Below are 14105 nucleotides of genomic sequence, written 5' to 3'. Positions count from 1 at the left end.
CGAGGTAGCCCATCTTCGCTTCGTCGGCCCGGCGGGTGTACTCGTTGATGGTCTCCGCCAGGTGGGGCAGGCCGAGCTTGGCGGCCGTGGTGCGGATGCGGTTGCCGCCCCGCGCCTTTGCGGACCTTCGTACCCCAAGGAGTCGATCCACCATGGCGAGCGATGCGCCGACCGGCCAGGCCTCCGACCTCGACTGGCTGATGAGCGGCCTCGTACAGCGCGTACCGCACACCTACAGCGCGGTCCTGCTGTCCTGCGACGGGCTGGTGAAGTCCGTCCACGGGCTCGACCACGACAGCGCCGACCACATGGCCGCCCTGGCCTCCGGCCTGTACTCCCTCGGCCGCAGCGCCGGCGTCCGCTTCGGCGACGGCGGCGACGTGCGGCAGGTCGTCGTCGAACTCGACTCGACCCTGCTGTTCGTCACCACCGCCGGTTCCGGCACCTGCCTCGCCGTGCTCGCCGGGCGCGAGGCCGACGCGGCGGTCCTGGGCTACGAGATGGCGATGCTGGTCAAGAGCGTCCGCCCCTACCTCGCCACCGCTCCCCGGCAGCAGTCCGCCGAACCCCCGGCGCTGCGGCCTTGAGCGCGGCGGCGGCCGGCGACGGGCCCTGGCTCGACGATGCGGCCGGACGGCTGGTGCGCCCCTTCACGGTCAGCAACGGACGCACCCGGCCCAGCATCGCGCTCGACCTGATGTCGCAGGTGATGGCCACCGGGGTGACGCCGCTGGGCTGTCTCGGCCCCGAACACGGCCAGGCGCTGGACCTGAGCCGCGACCCCGTCCTGGTCGCCGAGGTCGCCGCCCATCTGAAGCTGCCGGCCGCGGTGACCAAGGTGCTGCTGTCCGACCTCGTCGACTGCGGGGCGCTCACCACCGAGCCCCCCGCTCACCACCAACACCCCACCGACCGGGCCCTTCTGGAGGCAGTGCTCGATGGACTACGACGACAGCTCTGAGTACGGCGGCGGCACCGACCACGGCGGCGGCCGAGGGGGCGGCCACGGCGGCCAGGGTGGCTCCGACCCCTTCCCCACCGCGCTGAAGATCCTGGTGGCGGGCGGGTTCGGGGTCGGCAAGACGACCTTCGTCGGCGCGGTCAGCGAGATCGCCCCGCTCAGCACGGAGGAGCTGCTCACCACGGTCGGCGCGGCCACGGACAACCTCGACGGCATCGAGAACAAGGTCGAGACCACCGTGGCGATGGACTTCGGCCGTATCACCCTGGACCCGCGGCACGTGCTCTACCTGTTCGGCACGCCCGGACAGGAGCGGTTCTGGTTCATGTGGAACGAGTTGTGCGAGGGCGCCCTGGGCGCGGTGATCCTCGCCGACACGCGCCGCCTGCAGGAGTGCTTCGCGGCCGTCGACTTCTTCGAACAGCGCGGCCTCGCCTTCATCGTCGCCGTCAACGAGTTCGACGGCGCCCACCGCTACGACCCCGAGGAGGTGCGGGCCGCCCTCGACCTCGCCCCGGAGGTCCCCGTCGTCCCCTGCGACGCCCGTATCTCCAGCTCGGGCGTCCAGACGCTGCTCGCCCTGGTAGGGCACCTCCTCGCCCACGCACACCCGCCACGGAGCCCGCACACGACCTGTGCCGACAGCGACGGAGCCCGGCCATGAGCTACGACCCGCCGCGCCCGGCCGGGCGCCTGCTGCTGACCCCCGAGGACAGGGACGCCCCCGCCCGCACCCGGCGACTGCGCGAGCTGGGCCTCGGGGAACGTCCCGAGCCCGCCCTGGACGCCTTCGCCGACCGGCTCGCCGCGCTCACCCGGGCGCCGTACGCGATGGTCAACCTCCTCGGCGAGCACGGGCAGTTCTTCGCCGGGCTGCACCGGCCCGAGCGCGACGTCCTGACCGTCGACACCGACCCCGGCACCGACCCCGGCATCGACGGCGGCGGCGTCGGAACCCGGCGCGAAGTGGGCCGCCGCCTCGCCCGCGACCACGGCTTCTGCCCGCATGTCGTGGTGCGGCGCAAGGCCCTGGTGCTGGAGGACGTCCGCGACTACCCGCGCTTCGCGGGCAACCCGGCCGTCGACGAGTTCGGCATCCGCTCCTACCTCGGCGCCCCGCTCATCGACAGCACGCGGACGGTGCTGGGCACGGTGTGCGTCGTCGACCTCGAGCCGCGGCCGTGGGGCCGGGAGGGGCTGCGCACCATCAAGGCGGCCGCGGCGGAACTCGTCCCCCGGCTGGAGGAGGACGGCTTCCCGCGCTGAGCGCCGGACGGCCGGCTCCGGACACGGCGTGAAGCGGAACTGTGGCCGCGCTTAAGAAATCCTCGATGGACCCCGGCGCCGCCGTACGGCAGATTGCTGTGCGATTCCACTCCTCTCCCCGGACGCGGGCCCTTTCGGCGTGCCCGGACCCGGGGCCCGATCCACAGGAGCCGTTGCGTTGAAGGCGCTGGTCAAGCAGAAGGCGGAACCCGGGCTGTGGCTCGCGGACGTCCCCGAGCCCGCCGTCGGACCCGGCGACGTACTGATCAAGGTCCTGCGGACCGGCATCTGCGGCACCGACCTGCACATCCGGGCCTGGGACGGCTGGGCGCAGCAGGCGATCCGCACCCCGCTCGTGGTCGGGCACGAGTTCGTCGGCGAGGTCGTCGAGACCGGCCGGGACGTCACCGACATCAAGCCCGGCGACCGGGTCAGCGGCGAGGGCCACCTGGTGTGCGGCAAGTGCCGCAACTGCCTGGCCGGGCGCCGCCACCTGTGCCGGGCCACGGTCGGGCTGGGCGTGGGCCGCGACGGCGCGTTCGCCGAGTACGTCGCCCTGCCCGCCGCCAACGTCTGGGTGCACCGGGTCCCCGTCGACCTCGACATCGCCGCGATCTTCGACCCGTTCGGCAACGCCGTGCACACCGCGCTGTCCTTCCCACTGGTCGGCGAGGACGTGCTGATCACCGGAGCGGGCCCGATCGGTCTGATGGCGGCGGCCGTCGCGCGGCACGCCGGCGCGCGCAACGTCGTCATCACCGACGTGAGCGGGGAACGGCTGGAACTGGCCCGCAAGATCGGCGTGAGCCTCGCGCTCGACGTCTCCGAGGCCACCATCGCCGAGGGCCAGCGCACGCTCGGCCTGCGTGAGGGCTTCGACGTCGGCCTGGAGATGTCCGGCCGTCCCGAGGCCATGCGCGACATGATCGCCAACATGACGCACGGCGGCCGGATCGCCATGCTCGGCCTGCCGTCCGAGGAATTCCCGGTCGACTGGGCCCGGATCGTCACCTCGATGATCACCATCAAGGGCATCTACGGCCGTGAGATGTTCGAGACCTGGTACGCGATGTCGGTGCTGCTGGAGGGCGGCCTCGACCTCGCGCCCGTGATCACCGGCCGGTACGGCTACGACGACTTCGAGGCGGCCTTCGCCGACGCCGCGAGCGGCAGGGGCGGCAAGATCATCCTCGACTGGACCGCGTAACCCGGTAACCCGCCCTCAGCACAAGCATTCCCAGGAGCTTTCCCATGTTCGACTCCGTGCGCGACGACCTGCGCGCCACCCTCGACGAGATCCGCGCCGCCGGCCTGCACAAGCCCGAGCGCGTCATCGGCACCCCGCAGTCCGCGACCGTCGAGGTCACCGCCGGCGGCCGCCCCGGCGAGGTCCTCAACTTCTGCGCCAACAACTACCTCGGCCTCGCCGACCACCCCGAGGTGATCGCCGCCGCCCACGAGGCCCTGGACCGCTGGGGCTACGGCATGGCCTCCGTGCGCTTCATCTGCGGCACCCAGGAGGTGCACAAGGAGCTGGAGGCCCGGCTGTCGGCGTTCCTCGGCCAGGAGGACACGATCCTGTACTCCTCCTGCTTCGACGCCAACGGCGGCGTGTTCGAGACCCTGCTCGGCCCGGAGGACGCCGTCATCTCGGACGCCCTCAACCACGCCTCCATCATCGACGGCATCCGCCTGTCCAAGGCCCGCCGCTTCCGCTACGCCAACCGCGATCTGGCGGACCTGGAGCGGCAGTTGAAGGAGGCGACCGAGGGTGGGGCACGCCGGAAGCTGATCGTCACCGACGGCGTGTTCTCCATGGACGGCTACGTCGCCCCGCTGCGCGAGATCTGCGACCTCGCCGACCGCTACGACGCGATGGTCATGGTCGACGACTCGCACGCCGTCGGCTTCGTCGGGCCCGGCGGCCGCGGCACCCCCGAACTGCACGGCGTCATGGACCGCGTGGACATCATCACCGGCACCCTCGGCAAGGCGCTCGGCGGCGCCTCCGGCGGCTACGTCGCCGCCCGTGCCGAGATCGTCGCCCTGCTGCGCCAGCGCTCCCGGCCGTACCTGTTCTCCAACACCCTCGCCCCGGTGATCGCGGCGGCCTCCCTGAAGGTGCTCGACCTGCTGGAGACGGCCGACGACCTGCGGGTCCGGCTCGCCGAGAACACCGCGCTGTTCCGCTCCCGGATGACCGAGGAGGGCTTCGACGTCCTCCCCGGCGACCACGCCATCGCGCCGGTGATGATCGGCGACGCGGCCAGGGCGGGCCGGATGGCGGAACTGCTGCTGGAGCGCGGCGTGTACGTGATCGGCTTCTCCTACCCGGTCGTGCCCCAGGGACAGGCACGCATCCGCGTGCAGCTGTCCGCCGCGCACTCCACCGACGACGTGAACCGCGCGGTGGACGCGTTCGTCGCGGCGCGCGCGGAACTGGAGGGCTGAGCCGGGGGCCGCCCCCTGCCGCGCATGTTGCGATAATCGTTCGCATGATCGAGGCGCGGCGGCTGCACATCCTCCGTGCGGTGGCCGACCACCGCACGGTGACGGCTGCCGCCGCCGCGCTCTACCTCACGCCCTCCGCCGTCTCGCAGCAGCTCACGGCGCTGGAGCAGGAGACCGGCCACCGGCTGGTCGAGCGGAGCGCCAAGGGCGTACGGCTCACCCCGGCCGGCGAGATCCTGCTCCGCCACACCAACGCGGTCCTCGCCCAGCTGGAGCGGGCGGAGGCCGAACTCGCCGCGTACGGCTCCGGCGAGGCCGGCACCGTCACCGTGGCCGCCTTCGCCACCGGCATCGCCCAGGTCGTCGCGCCCGCGGTGGCCCGGCTGGCCGGTACGGCGCCCGGCATCCGCATCCGCGTCCAGGACGCGGAGGGCGACGCCAGCCTGCCGATGGTGCTGGACCGGCAGGTGGACGTGGCGGTCGCCGTCGAGTACCGGGGCGCGCCGCCCGCCGACGACCCCCGGCTGACCCACGTACCGCTGTACGCCGAGCCGTTCGACGCGGTGGTCCCGGTCACCCACCGCCTGGCCGACGCCGCCGAAGTGCCCCTGGCCGAGCTGGCCAAGGACCCCTGGATCGGCCCCTACCCCGGCAACCCCTGCCACGACGTGGTCGTCCTGGCCTGCGAGAACGCCGGATTCCACCCCCGTCTGGAGCACTCCTCCGACGACTTCCGCGCCGTCGTGGCGCTCGCCTCGGCCGACGCGGGCGTGGCCCTCGTCCCCCGCTCCGCCCTGCGCGGCATGGACCTCACGAGCGTGGTCGTACGCCCCGTCGTCGGCGCGGCACCCACCCGCCGGGTCTTCGCGGCGGTGCGCCGGGGAGCGGAGGAGCACCCGCTGATCCGCCCGGTGCTCCAGGCCCTGGAGGAGGCGGCGCGGACGTAGGGCCTGGCCGGCGCCTGCCGGGGGTCACTGTCAGTGGGACGGGTTAGCGTGCCGTGCATGCCGGATGCCGAAGACGTACGCCGTATCGCCCTGTCCCTGCCGGACACCACGGAGAAGACCGCCTGGAGCATGCCCACGTTCCGGGTCGCGGGGAAGATGTTCGCCACGCTGCCGGAGGACGAGACCTCCATCGCCGTGCGCTGCCCCAGGGAGGAGCGCGACGAACTGGTCCTGGCCGAGCCGGAGAAGTTCTGGACCGCCGGCCACGAGGCGCAGTTCGCCTGGGTCCGGGTCCGGCTCGCCGCGCTGGACGACGAGGGCGAGCTGCGTGACATCCTCGCCGACTCCTGGCGCCAGGCGGCCCCGCCCCGGCTGCTGGAGGCCCATCCCGGGCTGGGTCTGCCCGCCGCGCGGTGAGATCCCCGCCGTGTACGACGAGCCCTGGCGTACCGACGGCCCCACACAGTGGTGCGCGACCACCGACCCGAGTGCGGTATTGTTTCCCTGCACGTTCGGCCAGGGGAAACCCCAGGTCAGACGGGCAACGGGACGTGGCGCAGCTTGGTAGCGCACTTGACTGGGGGTCAAGGGGTCGCAGGTTCAAATCCTGTCGTCCCGACTTGCGAAGAGGCAGGTCGAGGGTCGTATCGGAGTGATCCGGTACGGCCCTTTCGGTTTCCCTGCCCACGCGTTCCGCGCCCACGTGCCTCGCGCAAAGGAGAGAGCAATGGCCCCCGTCGAGCTGGACGCCGCCGAGCTGCGGCACCTGGAGCGCGCCGTCGAACTGGCGGCCGAGGCGCTGCGGGCCGGGGACGAGCCGTTCGGTTCGGTGCTGGTCGCCGCCGACGGGCAGGTGCTGGCGGAGGACCGCAACCGGGTGCACAGCCTCGGTGACCAGACCCGGCATCCGGAGTTCGAGCTGGCCCGCTGGGCCACCACCCACCTCACCGAGCGGGAGCGGGCGGAGGCCACCGTCTTCACCTCGGGGGAGCACTGCCCCATGTGCGCGGCCGCCCACGGCTGGGCCGGTCTCGGCCGGATCGTCTACGCCCACTCGTCCGCCCAGCTGACGGACTGGCTGGCCGAGCTGGACGTGCCGCCGCCCCCGGTGCGCTGCCTGGCGATCCAGGACGTGGTGCCCGGCCTGACGGTACAGGGGCCCGTTCCGGCCTTCGCCGACCGGCTGCGCGAACTGCACCGGGGCTTCCACGGGGCGGCGCGCCGCGCAGGGGCCTGACCGCACGGGGCGTGACGGTGCGGCAGGCGCCGAGCCCCGGCTGCCGGACGCCCGCACGTCGCCGGACGTCGGCGACAAGCGAACGCCTGAAGACCCGCGGCCCGCACCGGGCCCGCGGGTCTTCGCTCTCGTGCATCCGGCCGGGGCGGACGGCGGCCGGGGCGCCGGCCCGGCACGCACACCGCGGGGGCCCGGCACGCACACCGCGCGGGCCCGGCGGGCCGTGGCCGGCCCGGAGTCCTCGCCGCCGGCCGCTCCTACGCCCGGTCGTCCCCGGTCTGCGGATGGACGCAGTGCCACCGATGGGTCTCGCCGGGGTCCGAACGCGTCGCGGGGAAGGCGGCGACGCAGGCGTCGTCCGCCTTCCAGCAGCGCGTGCTGAACGGGCAGCCCGGCGGCGGGTTGACCGCCGACGGCACAGGACCGTGCAGCACGATCCGTTCGCTGCGCTCCATCAGGCTCGGGGTGGCCGACAGCAGGGCCTGGGTGTACGGGTGCGCGGGGGAGTCGGCGACGCGCCGCGCGGGGCCCTCCTCCACGATCCTCCCGAGGTAGAGCACGGCGAGCCGGTCGGCGAGGTGCCGCACGGTCTGGATGTCGTGCGAGATGAACACCATGCCCAGGCCCAGCCGGTCCCGCAGGTCCACCAGGAGGTTGAGGACCTGCGCGCGCACGGACACATCCAGCGCGCTCGTCGGTTCGTCCGCGACGATCAGCTCCGGTTCCAGGGCGAGCGCGCGGGCGATGGCGACGCGCTGGCGCTGCCCGCCCGAGAGCTGGCCGGGCAGGGCCCGCAGGGTGTGCGCGGGCAGGCCGACCAGGTCCAGGAGCTCCTCGACCCGTGCGTCGCGCTCCTTTTCGCCGCCCCGCCGGTGCACGTCCAGCGGGTCGCGCAGGATCCGGCCCACCGGCAGCCGCGGGTTCAGGGCGGTCGACGGGTCCTGGAAGACGACGCCGACGCAGGAGCCGAACTCGCCGCGCCGCCGGGCGCCGGGCATCGCCCACAGGTCCTCGCCGTGGAAGGTGACCGTGCCCTCGGTGGGCCGCTGCAGACCGGTGAGCACCCGGGCCAGGGTCGACTTGCCGCAGCCGGACTCGCCGACCAGGCCGACGATCTCGCCGCGCCCGACCTCCAGCGAGGCGTCGGTCAGGGCGTGCACGTGACTGCGGCCGAACAGGCCGCCGCCGCGGGCCTTGTGGCGTACGTGGACGTGGTCGAGCCGGATCATCGGTTGGTCTCCTGAAGCCGGGCGGCCGGCACGGGGTGGTGGCACGCGGTGCTGTGGTCGGGGCCGCCGCCGAGGACGGGCGGGGTGGCGCGGCACAGGTCGGTCGCCGCGGCGCAGCGCGAGGCGAACCGGCAGCCGGCCCCGAAGCGGCGGGGCGCCGGCACGATGCCGGGGATCTGGTGCAGCCTTTCGGCACCGGTCTCCAGGGACACCACCGAGCCGAGCAGCCCGCGCGTGTAGGGGTGGGCGGGCGCGGACAGCAGCGACCTGGTCTGAGCGACCTCGGCGACCTGGCCGGCGTACATCACCGCGACACGGTGCGAGAGGTCGCCGACCAGCGCCAGGTCGTGGGAGACGAGGACCATCGCGAAGCCGAGCTCGTCGCGCAGCCGTACGAGGAGTTCCACCACCTGGGCCTGGACGGTGACATCGAGGGCGGTGGTCGGTTCGTCCGCGATCAGCAGGCGGGGGCTGCGGGAGAGCGCCATGGCGATCAGTACGCGCTGGCGCTGGCCGCCGGAGAGCTCGTGCGGGTAGCTGCGCAGGGTCCGCTTCGGGTCGAGGCCGACCAGTTCGAGCAGTTCGGCCGGGGTCTGGGTGCCGCCGCGGCTGGTGAGCTGCTTCAGCTGCCGGCCGACGAGCACCGAGGGGTTCAGCGAGGAGAGCGCGTCCTGGTAGACCATGGCGATCTCCGGGCCGTTGAGGGCCCGGCGCTGCCGGGGGCCGAGCTCCAGGAGGTTCTGACCGCGGTACTCGATGCGCCCGCTCACCTCGGCGTTGCGGGCCAGCAGCCCCATGACGGCCAGGCTGGTGATGCTCTTGCCGCAGCCGGACTCGCCGACCAGGCCGAGGGTCTCGCCCTCGCGGACCGAGAAGGAGATGCCGTCCACGACCCGGGTGTCGCCGTAGCGGTCGGGGAAGCGGATGGCCAGGTCCTTCACGGCCAGCAGTACGGCCGCGTCGTCGGCGACCGGTGTGATGGCGGGCGGGCCGCTCAGCACCCGCGCCGACAGCCGGGCGAGCGCGGCGTCGACGTCCACCGGCGCGGTGTCCGTACCGCCAAAGGCGCCGGAGACAGCGGTGTCAGCGGTGTCAGCGGCCACGGAAGACGGGGCGGAGTGCGGGTCGCCGTCGTCGGCGCGCGCGTGGGACGGCGCCGCCGCCGCGTCGGTGAGGCCCTCCGACAGGATGTTCAGGGCGAGTACGGTCGCCAGCAGCACCAGTCCGGGGAGCAGGGTGGCCCACCAGCCGCCGGACAGCAGGATCTGCCGGCCGTACGACAGGACGTTGCCCCAGCTGGGGTCGGGGTCCTGCACACCGGCGCCGATGAAGGACAGGCTGGCCTCGAAGATGATGGCGTCGGCGACGAGCACGGTGGCGAACACCATGACAGGCGCGGCGCAGTTGACGGCCACGTGGCGGACGACGATGTACGCGCGGCGGGCGCCGACCACCTTCTCGGCGGCCACGTAGTCCTCGCCGTACTGCGCCATGACGTTGGCGCGCACCACACGGGCCAGCGAGGGCATGTAGACGAAGGCGATGCAGAGGATGAGGACGGGCAGGCTGGTGCCGAAGACGGTGACCAGCACGGCCGCCAGCGCGATCGGCGGGAAGGCCATCACCACGTCGAGCGTCCGCATCACCGACTCGTCGGCCAGTTTGCGCGAGGTGGCGGCGATCGAGCCGAGGACGGCGCCCAGCACGAGGGCCGCGGCGGTCGAGCCCAGACCGATGACCAGGGAGTACCGGGCGCCGTGGACGACACGGGCGAAGATGTCCCGGCCGACGCGGTCGGTGCCGAACCAGTGGGCACCGCTGGGCGGCTGCACGGGGGTCCCGGTGGCGAGCGGGTCGGCGGCGATCAGCGGCGCGAGCACGGCGGCGAGGACCACGGTTACCAGCACGCAGACGGCGACGCGCGAGGACAGCGGCAGTGTCCGGAACCGGATGCCGGGGCGGGACAGTCTCCTGACGAGACCGGGCCTGGGGAACATGTCACACCGTCCTGATGCGCGGGTTGACCAGCAGGTACAGCAGGTCGACAACGACGTTGACGACCAGGAAGGCGACGGCGATGGTGAGCACCGTGCCCTGGACGAGAGCGACGTCGCCGCCGGTGACCCCCTCGAGGATCAGCTTGCCCATGCCGGGCAGGTCGAAGATGGTCTCGATCACGACCGCGCCGCTGAGCAGGTAGCCCACCCGCACGCCGAGCACGGTCAGCGGAGTGATCAGCGCGTTGCGCAGCACGCCCCGGACCACGATGTGGCGGGGCAGCCCGTTGCCGGTGGCGGTCCGTACGTAGTCGCGGTCCAGCTCGGCCACCATGGAGGTCCGCACCAGGCGGGCCAGCGAGGCCGCGACGGGGACGGCGAGGGCGAACGCCGGCAGCGTCATGCTCTTAAGCCAGCCGCCGAAGGAGTCGGCCGGGTTGACGTAGCCGCCGGTGGGAAAGACCGGGTTGTTCAGCGCGAGCTGCTGGATGAGCAGCACCCCGAGCCAGAACGACGGCACCGCGACGCCCGCGATCGACAGCACCCGGGTGAGCTGGTCGGGCCAGCGGTCCCGGAAGACCGCGCCGGTCACGCCGAGCACCAGCGCGAGCACGACGGCGATCACCAGGCCCAGGGCCGTGAGCTGGACGGTGAGGGGCAGCGCGACGGAGATCCGGTCGATCACCGGCTGGCTCGGCGGCACGGTGGAGCCGAGGTCTCCGCTCAGCAGCTGGCCGAGGAAGCGGACGTAGCGCACCGGCAGCGGGTCGTTGAGCCCGTTGGCCTCCGCGTAGGCGGCGCGGGCCGCGGCCGAGGCACCGTCGCCGAGGGCGTTGTAGGCCGGGTCGACGGGGGAGAACTGCAGCACCACGAAGACGAGCAGCGTGATGCCGAGGACCATCACCGGCATGATCGCCAGACGGCGCAGCGCGAGCCGGAGGAATGTGACCATCGTGGGTTCCTAGTGAGGGTGCGGCACCGGGGGTGACCGTCGCCCGGCGGTGTGAGCCGGGCGACGGTCACGGCTCCGAGGTCAGGCGCCGGTCAGGCGCGGCTGACGTCCAGCAGGGACAGGCCCGTGGTCGGCAGGGGCTTGAAGCCCTTCAGCGCCTTGTCGTTCCAGGCCGTGGGCAGCTTGCGGTGCAGGACGGGGTAGAGCGCGGCCTCGTCCGCGACCAGGTCGACGGCCTGGCCCCACAGGTCCTTGCGCGTGGCCTCGTCGGTGGCCTTGGCGGCCTTGTCGAGCAGCGAGTTGACCTTCTTGTACGCGGCGGTGCCGCCCCAGCCGTAGCGGCTCTCGGGCCACAGACCGGAGTAGTACCAGCGCATCAGCAGGTCGACGTCGTTGCCGAAGACGGACGGGTCGCCGGGGGCGAGCATGACCGTGTAGGAGCCGCCGTCCACCTTGGCGTACTGGGCGGAGGCCTGGCCGATGCTCAGCGTGGTCTTCACGCCGATGGCGTCCCAGCTCTCCTTGACCAGCGGGGCCACGTCCTTCACCCAGCCGGTGTCGGTGGTGAGCAGGGTGACCGTGAGGTTCTTGACGCCGGCCTCGTCCAGCAGCTTCTTGGCCTTGGCCGGGTCGTGCCCGTAGACCGTGGCGGCCTGGTGGAAGTCGGGGTGGGTCGGCTGGAGGTAGCTGCGGGCGGCCGAGCCGTTGCCGGCCATGGCCGTGGTGATGAGCTTCTCGGTGTCCAGGGCGTAGTGCAGGGCCTGGCGCACGCGCTTGTCGTCGAACGGCTTCTTCTTGCAGTTGAACATCAGGAACAGCAGGCCGAAGGACTGCACGGACTCGACCTTCACCTTCCTGGCGAGGCGGTCCGCGTCCAGGTAGGGCACGTCCTCGATGGCCTGCACGCGGCCCGACTCCATGGCGCTGACGCGTGCGGCGGGGTCGGAGACCAGGCGCCAGATCATGTTCTTGGCCTTGGCCGGGTGGCTGCCGTTGTACTTGTCGTACGCGGCGAAGACGATCTTGTCCTCGCGGGTGGCCGAGACCATCCGGTACGGGCCGGAGCCGACGGGCAGGGCGTCGAAGGCCTTCTGGTCCTTCTCCACGATCTTCTTCGGGACGATCTTGGCGACCGAGACGCGGCCGGGGAACAGGGCGAAGGGGTACTTCAGCTTGAACTCGACGGTCCTGGCGTCGACGGCCTTGACCGAGTCGAGGAACGGCAGGAACTGCGCCATCAGCGAGGCGTTCTTCTCGTCGAGGATTCGCTCGAAGCTGAAGACGACGTCCTCGGCGGTGACGCCCGAGCCGTCGTGGAAGGTGGCGCCCTCACGCAGCGTGGCGCGGTAGGTGGTGGCGTTCACCTTGACGGGCAGCGCGGTCGCCAGGCCGGGCCGGGCCTCCAGCGTGGCCGGGTCGAGGTCGACCAGGCCCTCGAAGACGTGCAGGTCGGCCGCGATCGGGGTGGCGCCCGAGGCGTTCATCGGGTCGAAACCCGTCGAGAGCGCGTAGGAGATGCCCGTCTCGATGGTGTCCGTGCTGCCGCCACCGCCGCCCGCGCCGGCGTTCGAGCCGGTCGAGGCCGGGCCGCTGCACGCGGAGAGCGAGGTGGTCAGGGCCGTGGCGGCACCGAGGGCGCTCGCGTAGCGCAGGAATCTGCGACGATCCATGCCGACGGACGTCTTGTACGACACGTGGTGTCCTCCTGGGGCGGCACAAGGCGAGGAAATGGTTGAAGAACTGAGGCCGGGTCATCGGACGTCTGATGTCCGACCTTGGTAGGGTGTGAAGGTAGCTTCACTGAGCAGAAGGGGTCAAGAGGTGAATTCGTCGCGTCCTCAGGAGGTACGGACGGCGGCCAGGCCGTCACTGCGTCAGGAGGTCTCGGAGGCGATCAAGAGCTACATCCTCGACAATCACCTCAAGCCGGGCGACCCGCTGCCGTCGGAGGCGGAACTGTGCACCGCCCTCGGCGCCAGCCGGTCCAGCATCCGGGAGGCCGTGAAGACCCTGGCCGTCCTGGACATCGTCGAGGTGCGGCGCGGCCACGGCACCTATGTGGGCCGGATGAGCCTGTCCGCGCTGGTGGAGGGCCTGGCCTTCCGCGGTCTGCTCAGTCCCAAGAACGACTTCCGGACCCTGTCCGAACTGGTCGAGGTGCGCGAACTGATCGAGCGCGGCATGGCCGAACGCATCATGGCGACCCTCGCGCCCGAGGACCTCGACGCCCTCGACGCCCTCGTCGACGAGATGGACCGGCGCGGGGCCCCTGACGAACAGGGGCTCGCCGCGTGCGACCGGGCCTTCCACGAGCGGCTGATGGAACCGCTGGGCAACAAGCTCGTCAGCCAGCTCTCGCTGGCCTTCTGGGACGTCTATGCCATCGTGGCGCCGCAGTTGAAGGGCATCTCGGAAGAGGCCCAGGCCAGCACCGTCGCCGACCACCGCGCGATCGTGCGGGCGGCCAGGGAGGGGGACGTCGACGGCTTCGTCCGCGCCCTCTCCGGTCACTACGCGCCGGTGCGCAGGAGGCTGGCGGAGGCCCGGGTGACCGACGGCGCGGCACGCGAACCCGGGCCCACGGCCTGACCGGCCGGTGCGGCGGGGCCGCGGGCCGGTTTACGACCGGGCCGCGGCCCCGACCCGCTCGCTTTGCTCGCCCGACGGAACCGCTGCCCGAGACCGCCGTCCGGCTTGTCCAGGTGGCGGTCTCGGGCATCGGGCCTGGGGCGCCGGTCCGGGGCCATGGACGGGGTCACGGCCCGGCTTGTGTGACCGGGCGGCACGTCGGTCGGCCCCGTCCGCCCCGGGCCGCCGGTCCGGACCGTGGCCCGCAGCACGTCTCCGGACCCGCCTGCCCGCCTCGTCGGCGGGCTCCGTGTCCCTCCCGCCGGGGGAAGCGCCGTCCGGGGCGGGAGTGAGGGCGTGGGCCGACCCCCTTGACCGACCCGGGCTGACACATCTTATTGTTCAGACGTCAGACGTCTTATGTCTCGTGTTCGCGAACAGCCGGCCGCGATCGGCGACCAGCAGTTCCGCCCCCAGCTCATGGAGTAGCCCCCATG

The 14105-nt window shown here is 72.5% G+C and carries 14 protein-coding genes and 1 tRNA gene; 11 read left to right on the top strand and 4 right to left on the bottom strand.

The window, feature by feature from the left end; all coding sequences use genetic code 11:
* The first annotated feature begins 152 nt into the window (after positions 1-152).
* The 10 genes from C1I97_RS16430 to C1I97_RS16385 all read left to right on the top strand — a co-directional run bounded on the left by C1I97_RS16430 (position 153) and on the right by C1I97_RS16385 (position 6862).
* Positions 153-587: a roadblock/LC7 domain-containing protein gene (locus C1I97_RS16430; RefSeq protein ID WP_111003968.1), complete on the top strand. Its 435-nt coding sequence runs from the start codon at positions 153-155 to the stop codon at positions 585-587.
* Positions 584-961 (top strand): DUF742 domain-containing protein, encoded by a 378-nt coding sequence (locus tag C1I97_RS16425; RefSeq protein WP_111003967.1) that lies wholly within the window; start codon positions 584-586, stop codon positions 959-961. Before C1I97_RS16430 ends, C1I97_RS16425 begins: the two co-directional genes overlap by 4 nt.
* Entirely contained in the window at positions 939-1625 is a 687-nt protein-coding gene (locus C1I97_RS16420; protein ID WP_181446750.1) for a GTP-binding protein, read from the top strand. The genes C1I97_RS16425 and C1I97_RS16420 overlap by 23 nt, the downstream gene beginning before the upstream one ends.
* Entirely contained in the window at positions 1622-2227 is a 606-nt protein-coding gene (locus tag C1I97_RS16415) for a GAF domain-containing protein (RefSeq protein ID WP_111003966.1), read from the top strand. Before C1I97_RS16420 ends, C1I97_RS16415 begins: the two co-directional genes overlap by 4 nt.
* Before the next feature lie 178 nt (positions 2228-2405).
* Complete coding sequence (gene tdh / locus C1I97_RS16410; RefSeq protein WP_111003965.1) at positions 2406-3434, top strand: L-threonine 3-dehydrogenase; 1029 nt, start codon at positions 2406-2408, stop codon at positions 3432-3434.
* A 44-nt stretch (positions 3435-3478) separates the two neighbouring features.
* A complete protein-coding gene (locus tag C1I97_RS16405) occupies positions 3479-4678 on the top strand; it encodes a glycine C-acetyltransferase (RefSeq protein WP_111003964.1) in 1200 nt (399 codons plus the stop codon).
* Between the two features lie 44 nt (positions 4679-4722).
* Positions 4723-5625 (top strand): LysR family transcriptional regulator, encoded by a 903-nt coding sequence (locus tag C1I97_RS16400; protein WP_111003963.1) that lies wholly within the window; start codon positions 4723-4725, stop codon positions 5623-5625.
* Positions 5626-5682: 57 nt separating this feature from the next.
* Positions 5683-6042, top strand: a complete 360-nt coding sequence (locus tag C1I97_RS16395) for an MmcQ/YjbR family DNA-binding protein (RefSeq protein WP_181446749.1) — start codon at positions 5683-5685, stop codon at positions 6040-6042.
* 128 nt (positions 6043-6170) lie between these two features.
* Positions 6171-6244: transfer RNA gene (locus C1I97_RS16390), tRNA-Pro, on the top strand.
* 108 nt (positions 6245-6352) lie between these two features.
* The gene (locus C1I97_RS16385) at positions 6353-6862 is read left to right on the top strand and encodes a nucleoside deaminase (RefSeq protein ID WP_111003961.1); all 510 of its coding nucleotides are present in this window, start codon (positions 6353-6355) and stop codon (positions 6860-6862) included.
* A 257-nt stretch (positions 6863-7119) separates the two neighbouring features.
* On the opposite strand, the gene C1I97_RS16380 is transcribed toward C1I97_RS16385, so the two are convergent.
* The 4 genes from C1I97_RS16380 to C1I97_RS16365 all read right to left on the bottom strand — a co-directional run bounded on the left by C1I97_RS16380 (position 7120) and on the right by C1I97_RS16365 (position 12710).
* The gene (locus C1I97_RS16380) at positions 7120-8091 is read right to left on the bottom strand and encodes an oligopeptide/dipeptide ABC transporter ATP-binding protein (protein ID WP_111003960.1); all 972 of its coding nucleotides are present in this window, start codon (positions 8089-8091) and stop codon (positions 7120-7122) included.
* Entirely contained in the window at positions 8088-10088 is a 2001-nt protein-coding gene (locus tag C1I97_RS16375; RefSeq protein ID WP_111003959.1) for a dipeptide/oligopeptide/nickel ABC transporter permease/ATP-binding protein, read from the bottom strand. Before C1I97_RS16375 ends, C1I97_RS16380 begins: the two co-directional genes overlap by 4 nt.
* Before the next feature lies 1 nt (position 10089).
* Positions 10090-11040 carry an ABC transporter permease gene (locus C1I97_RS16370; protein ID WP_111003958.1) on the bottom strand — a complete coding sequence of 317 codons (951 nt, stop codon included), beginning with the start codon at positions 11038-11040 and terminating at the stop codon, positions 10090-10092.
* Between the two features lie 92 nt (positions 11041-11132).
* Complete coding sequence (locus C1I97_RS16365; protein WP_111003969.1) at positions 11133-12710, bottom strand: ABC transporter substrate-binding protein; 1578 nt, start codon at positions 12708-12710, stop codon at positions 11133-11135.
* Between the two features lie 151 nt (positions 12711-12861).
* Between C1I97_RS16365 and C1I97_RS16360 the strand changes: the two genes are divergently transcribed.
* Positions 12862-13629: a FadR/GntR family transcriptional regulator gene (locus C1I97_RS16360; protein WP_111003957.1), complete on the top strand. Its 768-nt coding sequence runs from the start codon at positions 12862-12864 to the stop codon at positions 13627-13629.
* Positions 13630-14105: the final 476 nt, after the last annotated feature.

Origin of the sequence: Streptomyces sp. NTH33 (assembly GCF_003236365.1) — a bacterium.
Lineage (GTDB): Bacteria > Actinomycetota > Actinomycetes > Streptomycetales > Streptomycetaceae > Streptomyces.
The sequence above is the reverse complement of the archived record's forward strand: the minus strand, read 5'-3'. Positions and strand labels throughout refer to the sequence as shown.

Bases quoted from the DNA above. Each gene is read 5' to 3' on its own strand.
- C1I97_RS16430 (WP_111003968.1), top strand. From the start codon at position 153: ATGGCGAGCGATGCGCCGACCGGCCAGGCCTCCGACCTCGACTGGCTG.
- C1I97_RS16420 (WP_181446750.1), top strand. From the start codon at position 939: ATGGACTACGACGACAGCTCTGAGTACGGCGGCGGCACCGACCACGGC.
- C1I97_RS16415 (WP_111003966.1), top strand. From the start codon at position 1,622: ATGAGCTACGACCCGCCGCGCCCGGCCGGGCGCCTGCTGCTGACCCCC.
- C1I97_RS16405 (WP_111003964.1), top strand. From the start codon at position 3,479: ATGTTCGACTCCGTGCGCGACGACCTGCGCGCCACCCTCGACGAGATC.
- C1I97_RS16400 (WP_111003963.1), top strand. From the start codon at position 4,723: ATGATCGAGGCGCGGCGGCTGCACATCCTCCGTGCGGTGGCCGACCAC.
- C1I97_RS16395 (WP_181446749.1), top strand. From the start codon at position 5,683: ATGCCGGATGCCGAAGACGTACGCCGTATCGCCCTGTCCCTGCCGGAC.
- C1I97_RS16385 (WP_111003961.1), top strand. From the start codon at position 6,353: ATGGCCCCCGTCGAGCTGGACGCCGCCGAGCTGCGGCACCTGGAGCGC.
- C1I97_RS16380 (WP_111003960.1), bottom strand. From the start codon at position 8,091: ATGATCCGGCTCGACCACGTCCACGTACGCCACAAGGCCCGCGGCGGC.
- C1I97_RS16375 (WP_111003959.1), bottom strand. From the start codon at position 10,088: ATGTTCCCCAGGCCCGGTCTCGTCAGGAGACTGTCCCGCCCCGGCATC.
- C1I97_RS16370 (WP_111003958.1), bottom strand. From the start codon at position 11,040: ATGGTCACATTCCTCCGGCTCGCGCTGCGCCGTCTGGCGATCATGCCG.
- C1I97_RS16365 (WP_111003969.1), bottom strand. From the start codon at position 12,710: ATGGATCGTCGCAGATTCCTGCGCTACGCGAGCGCCCTCGGTGCCGCC.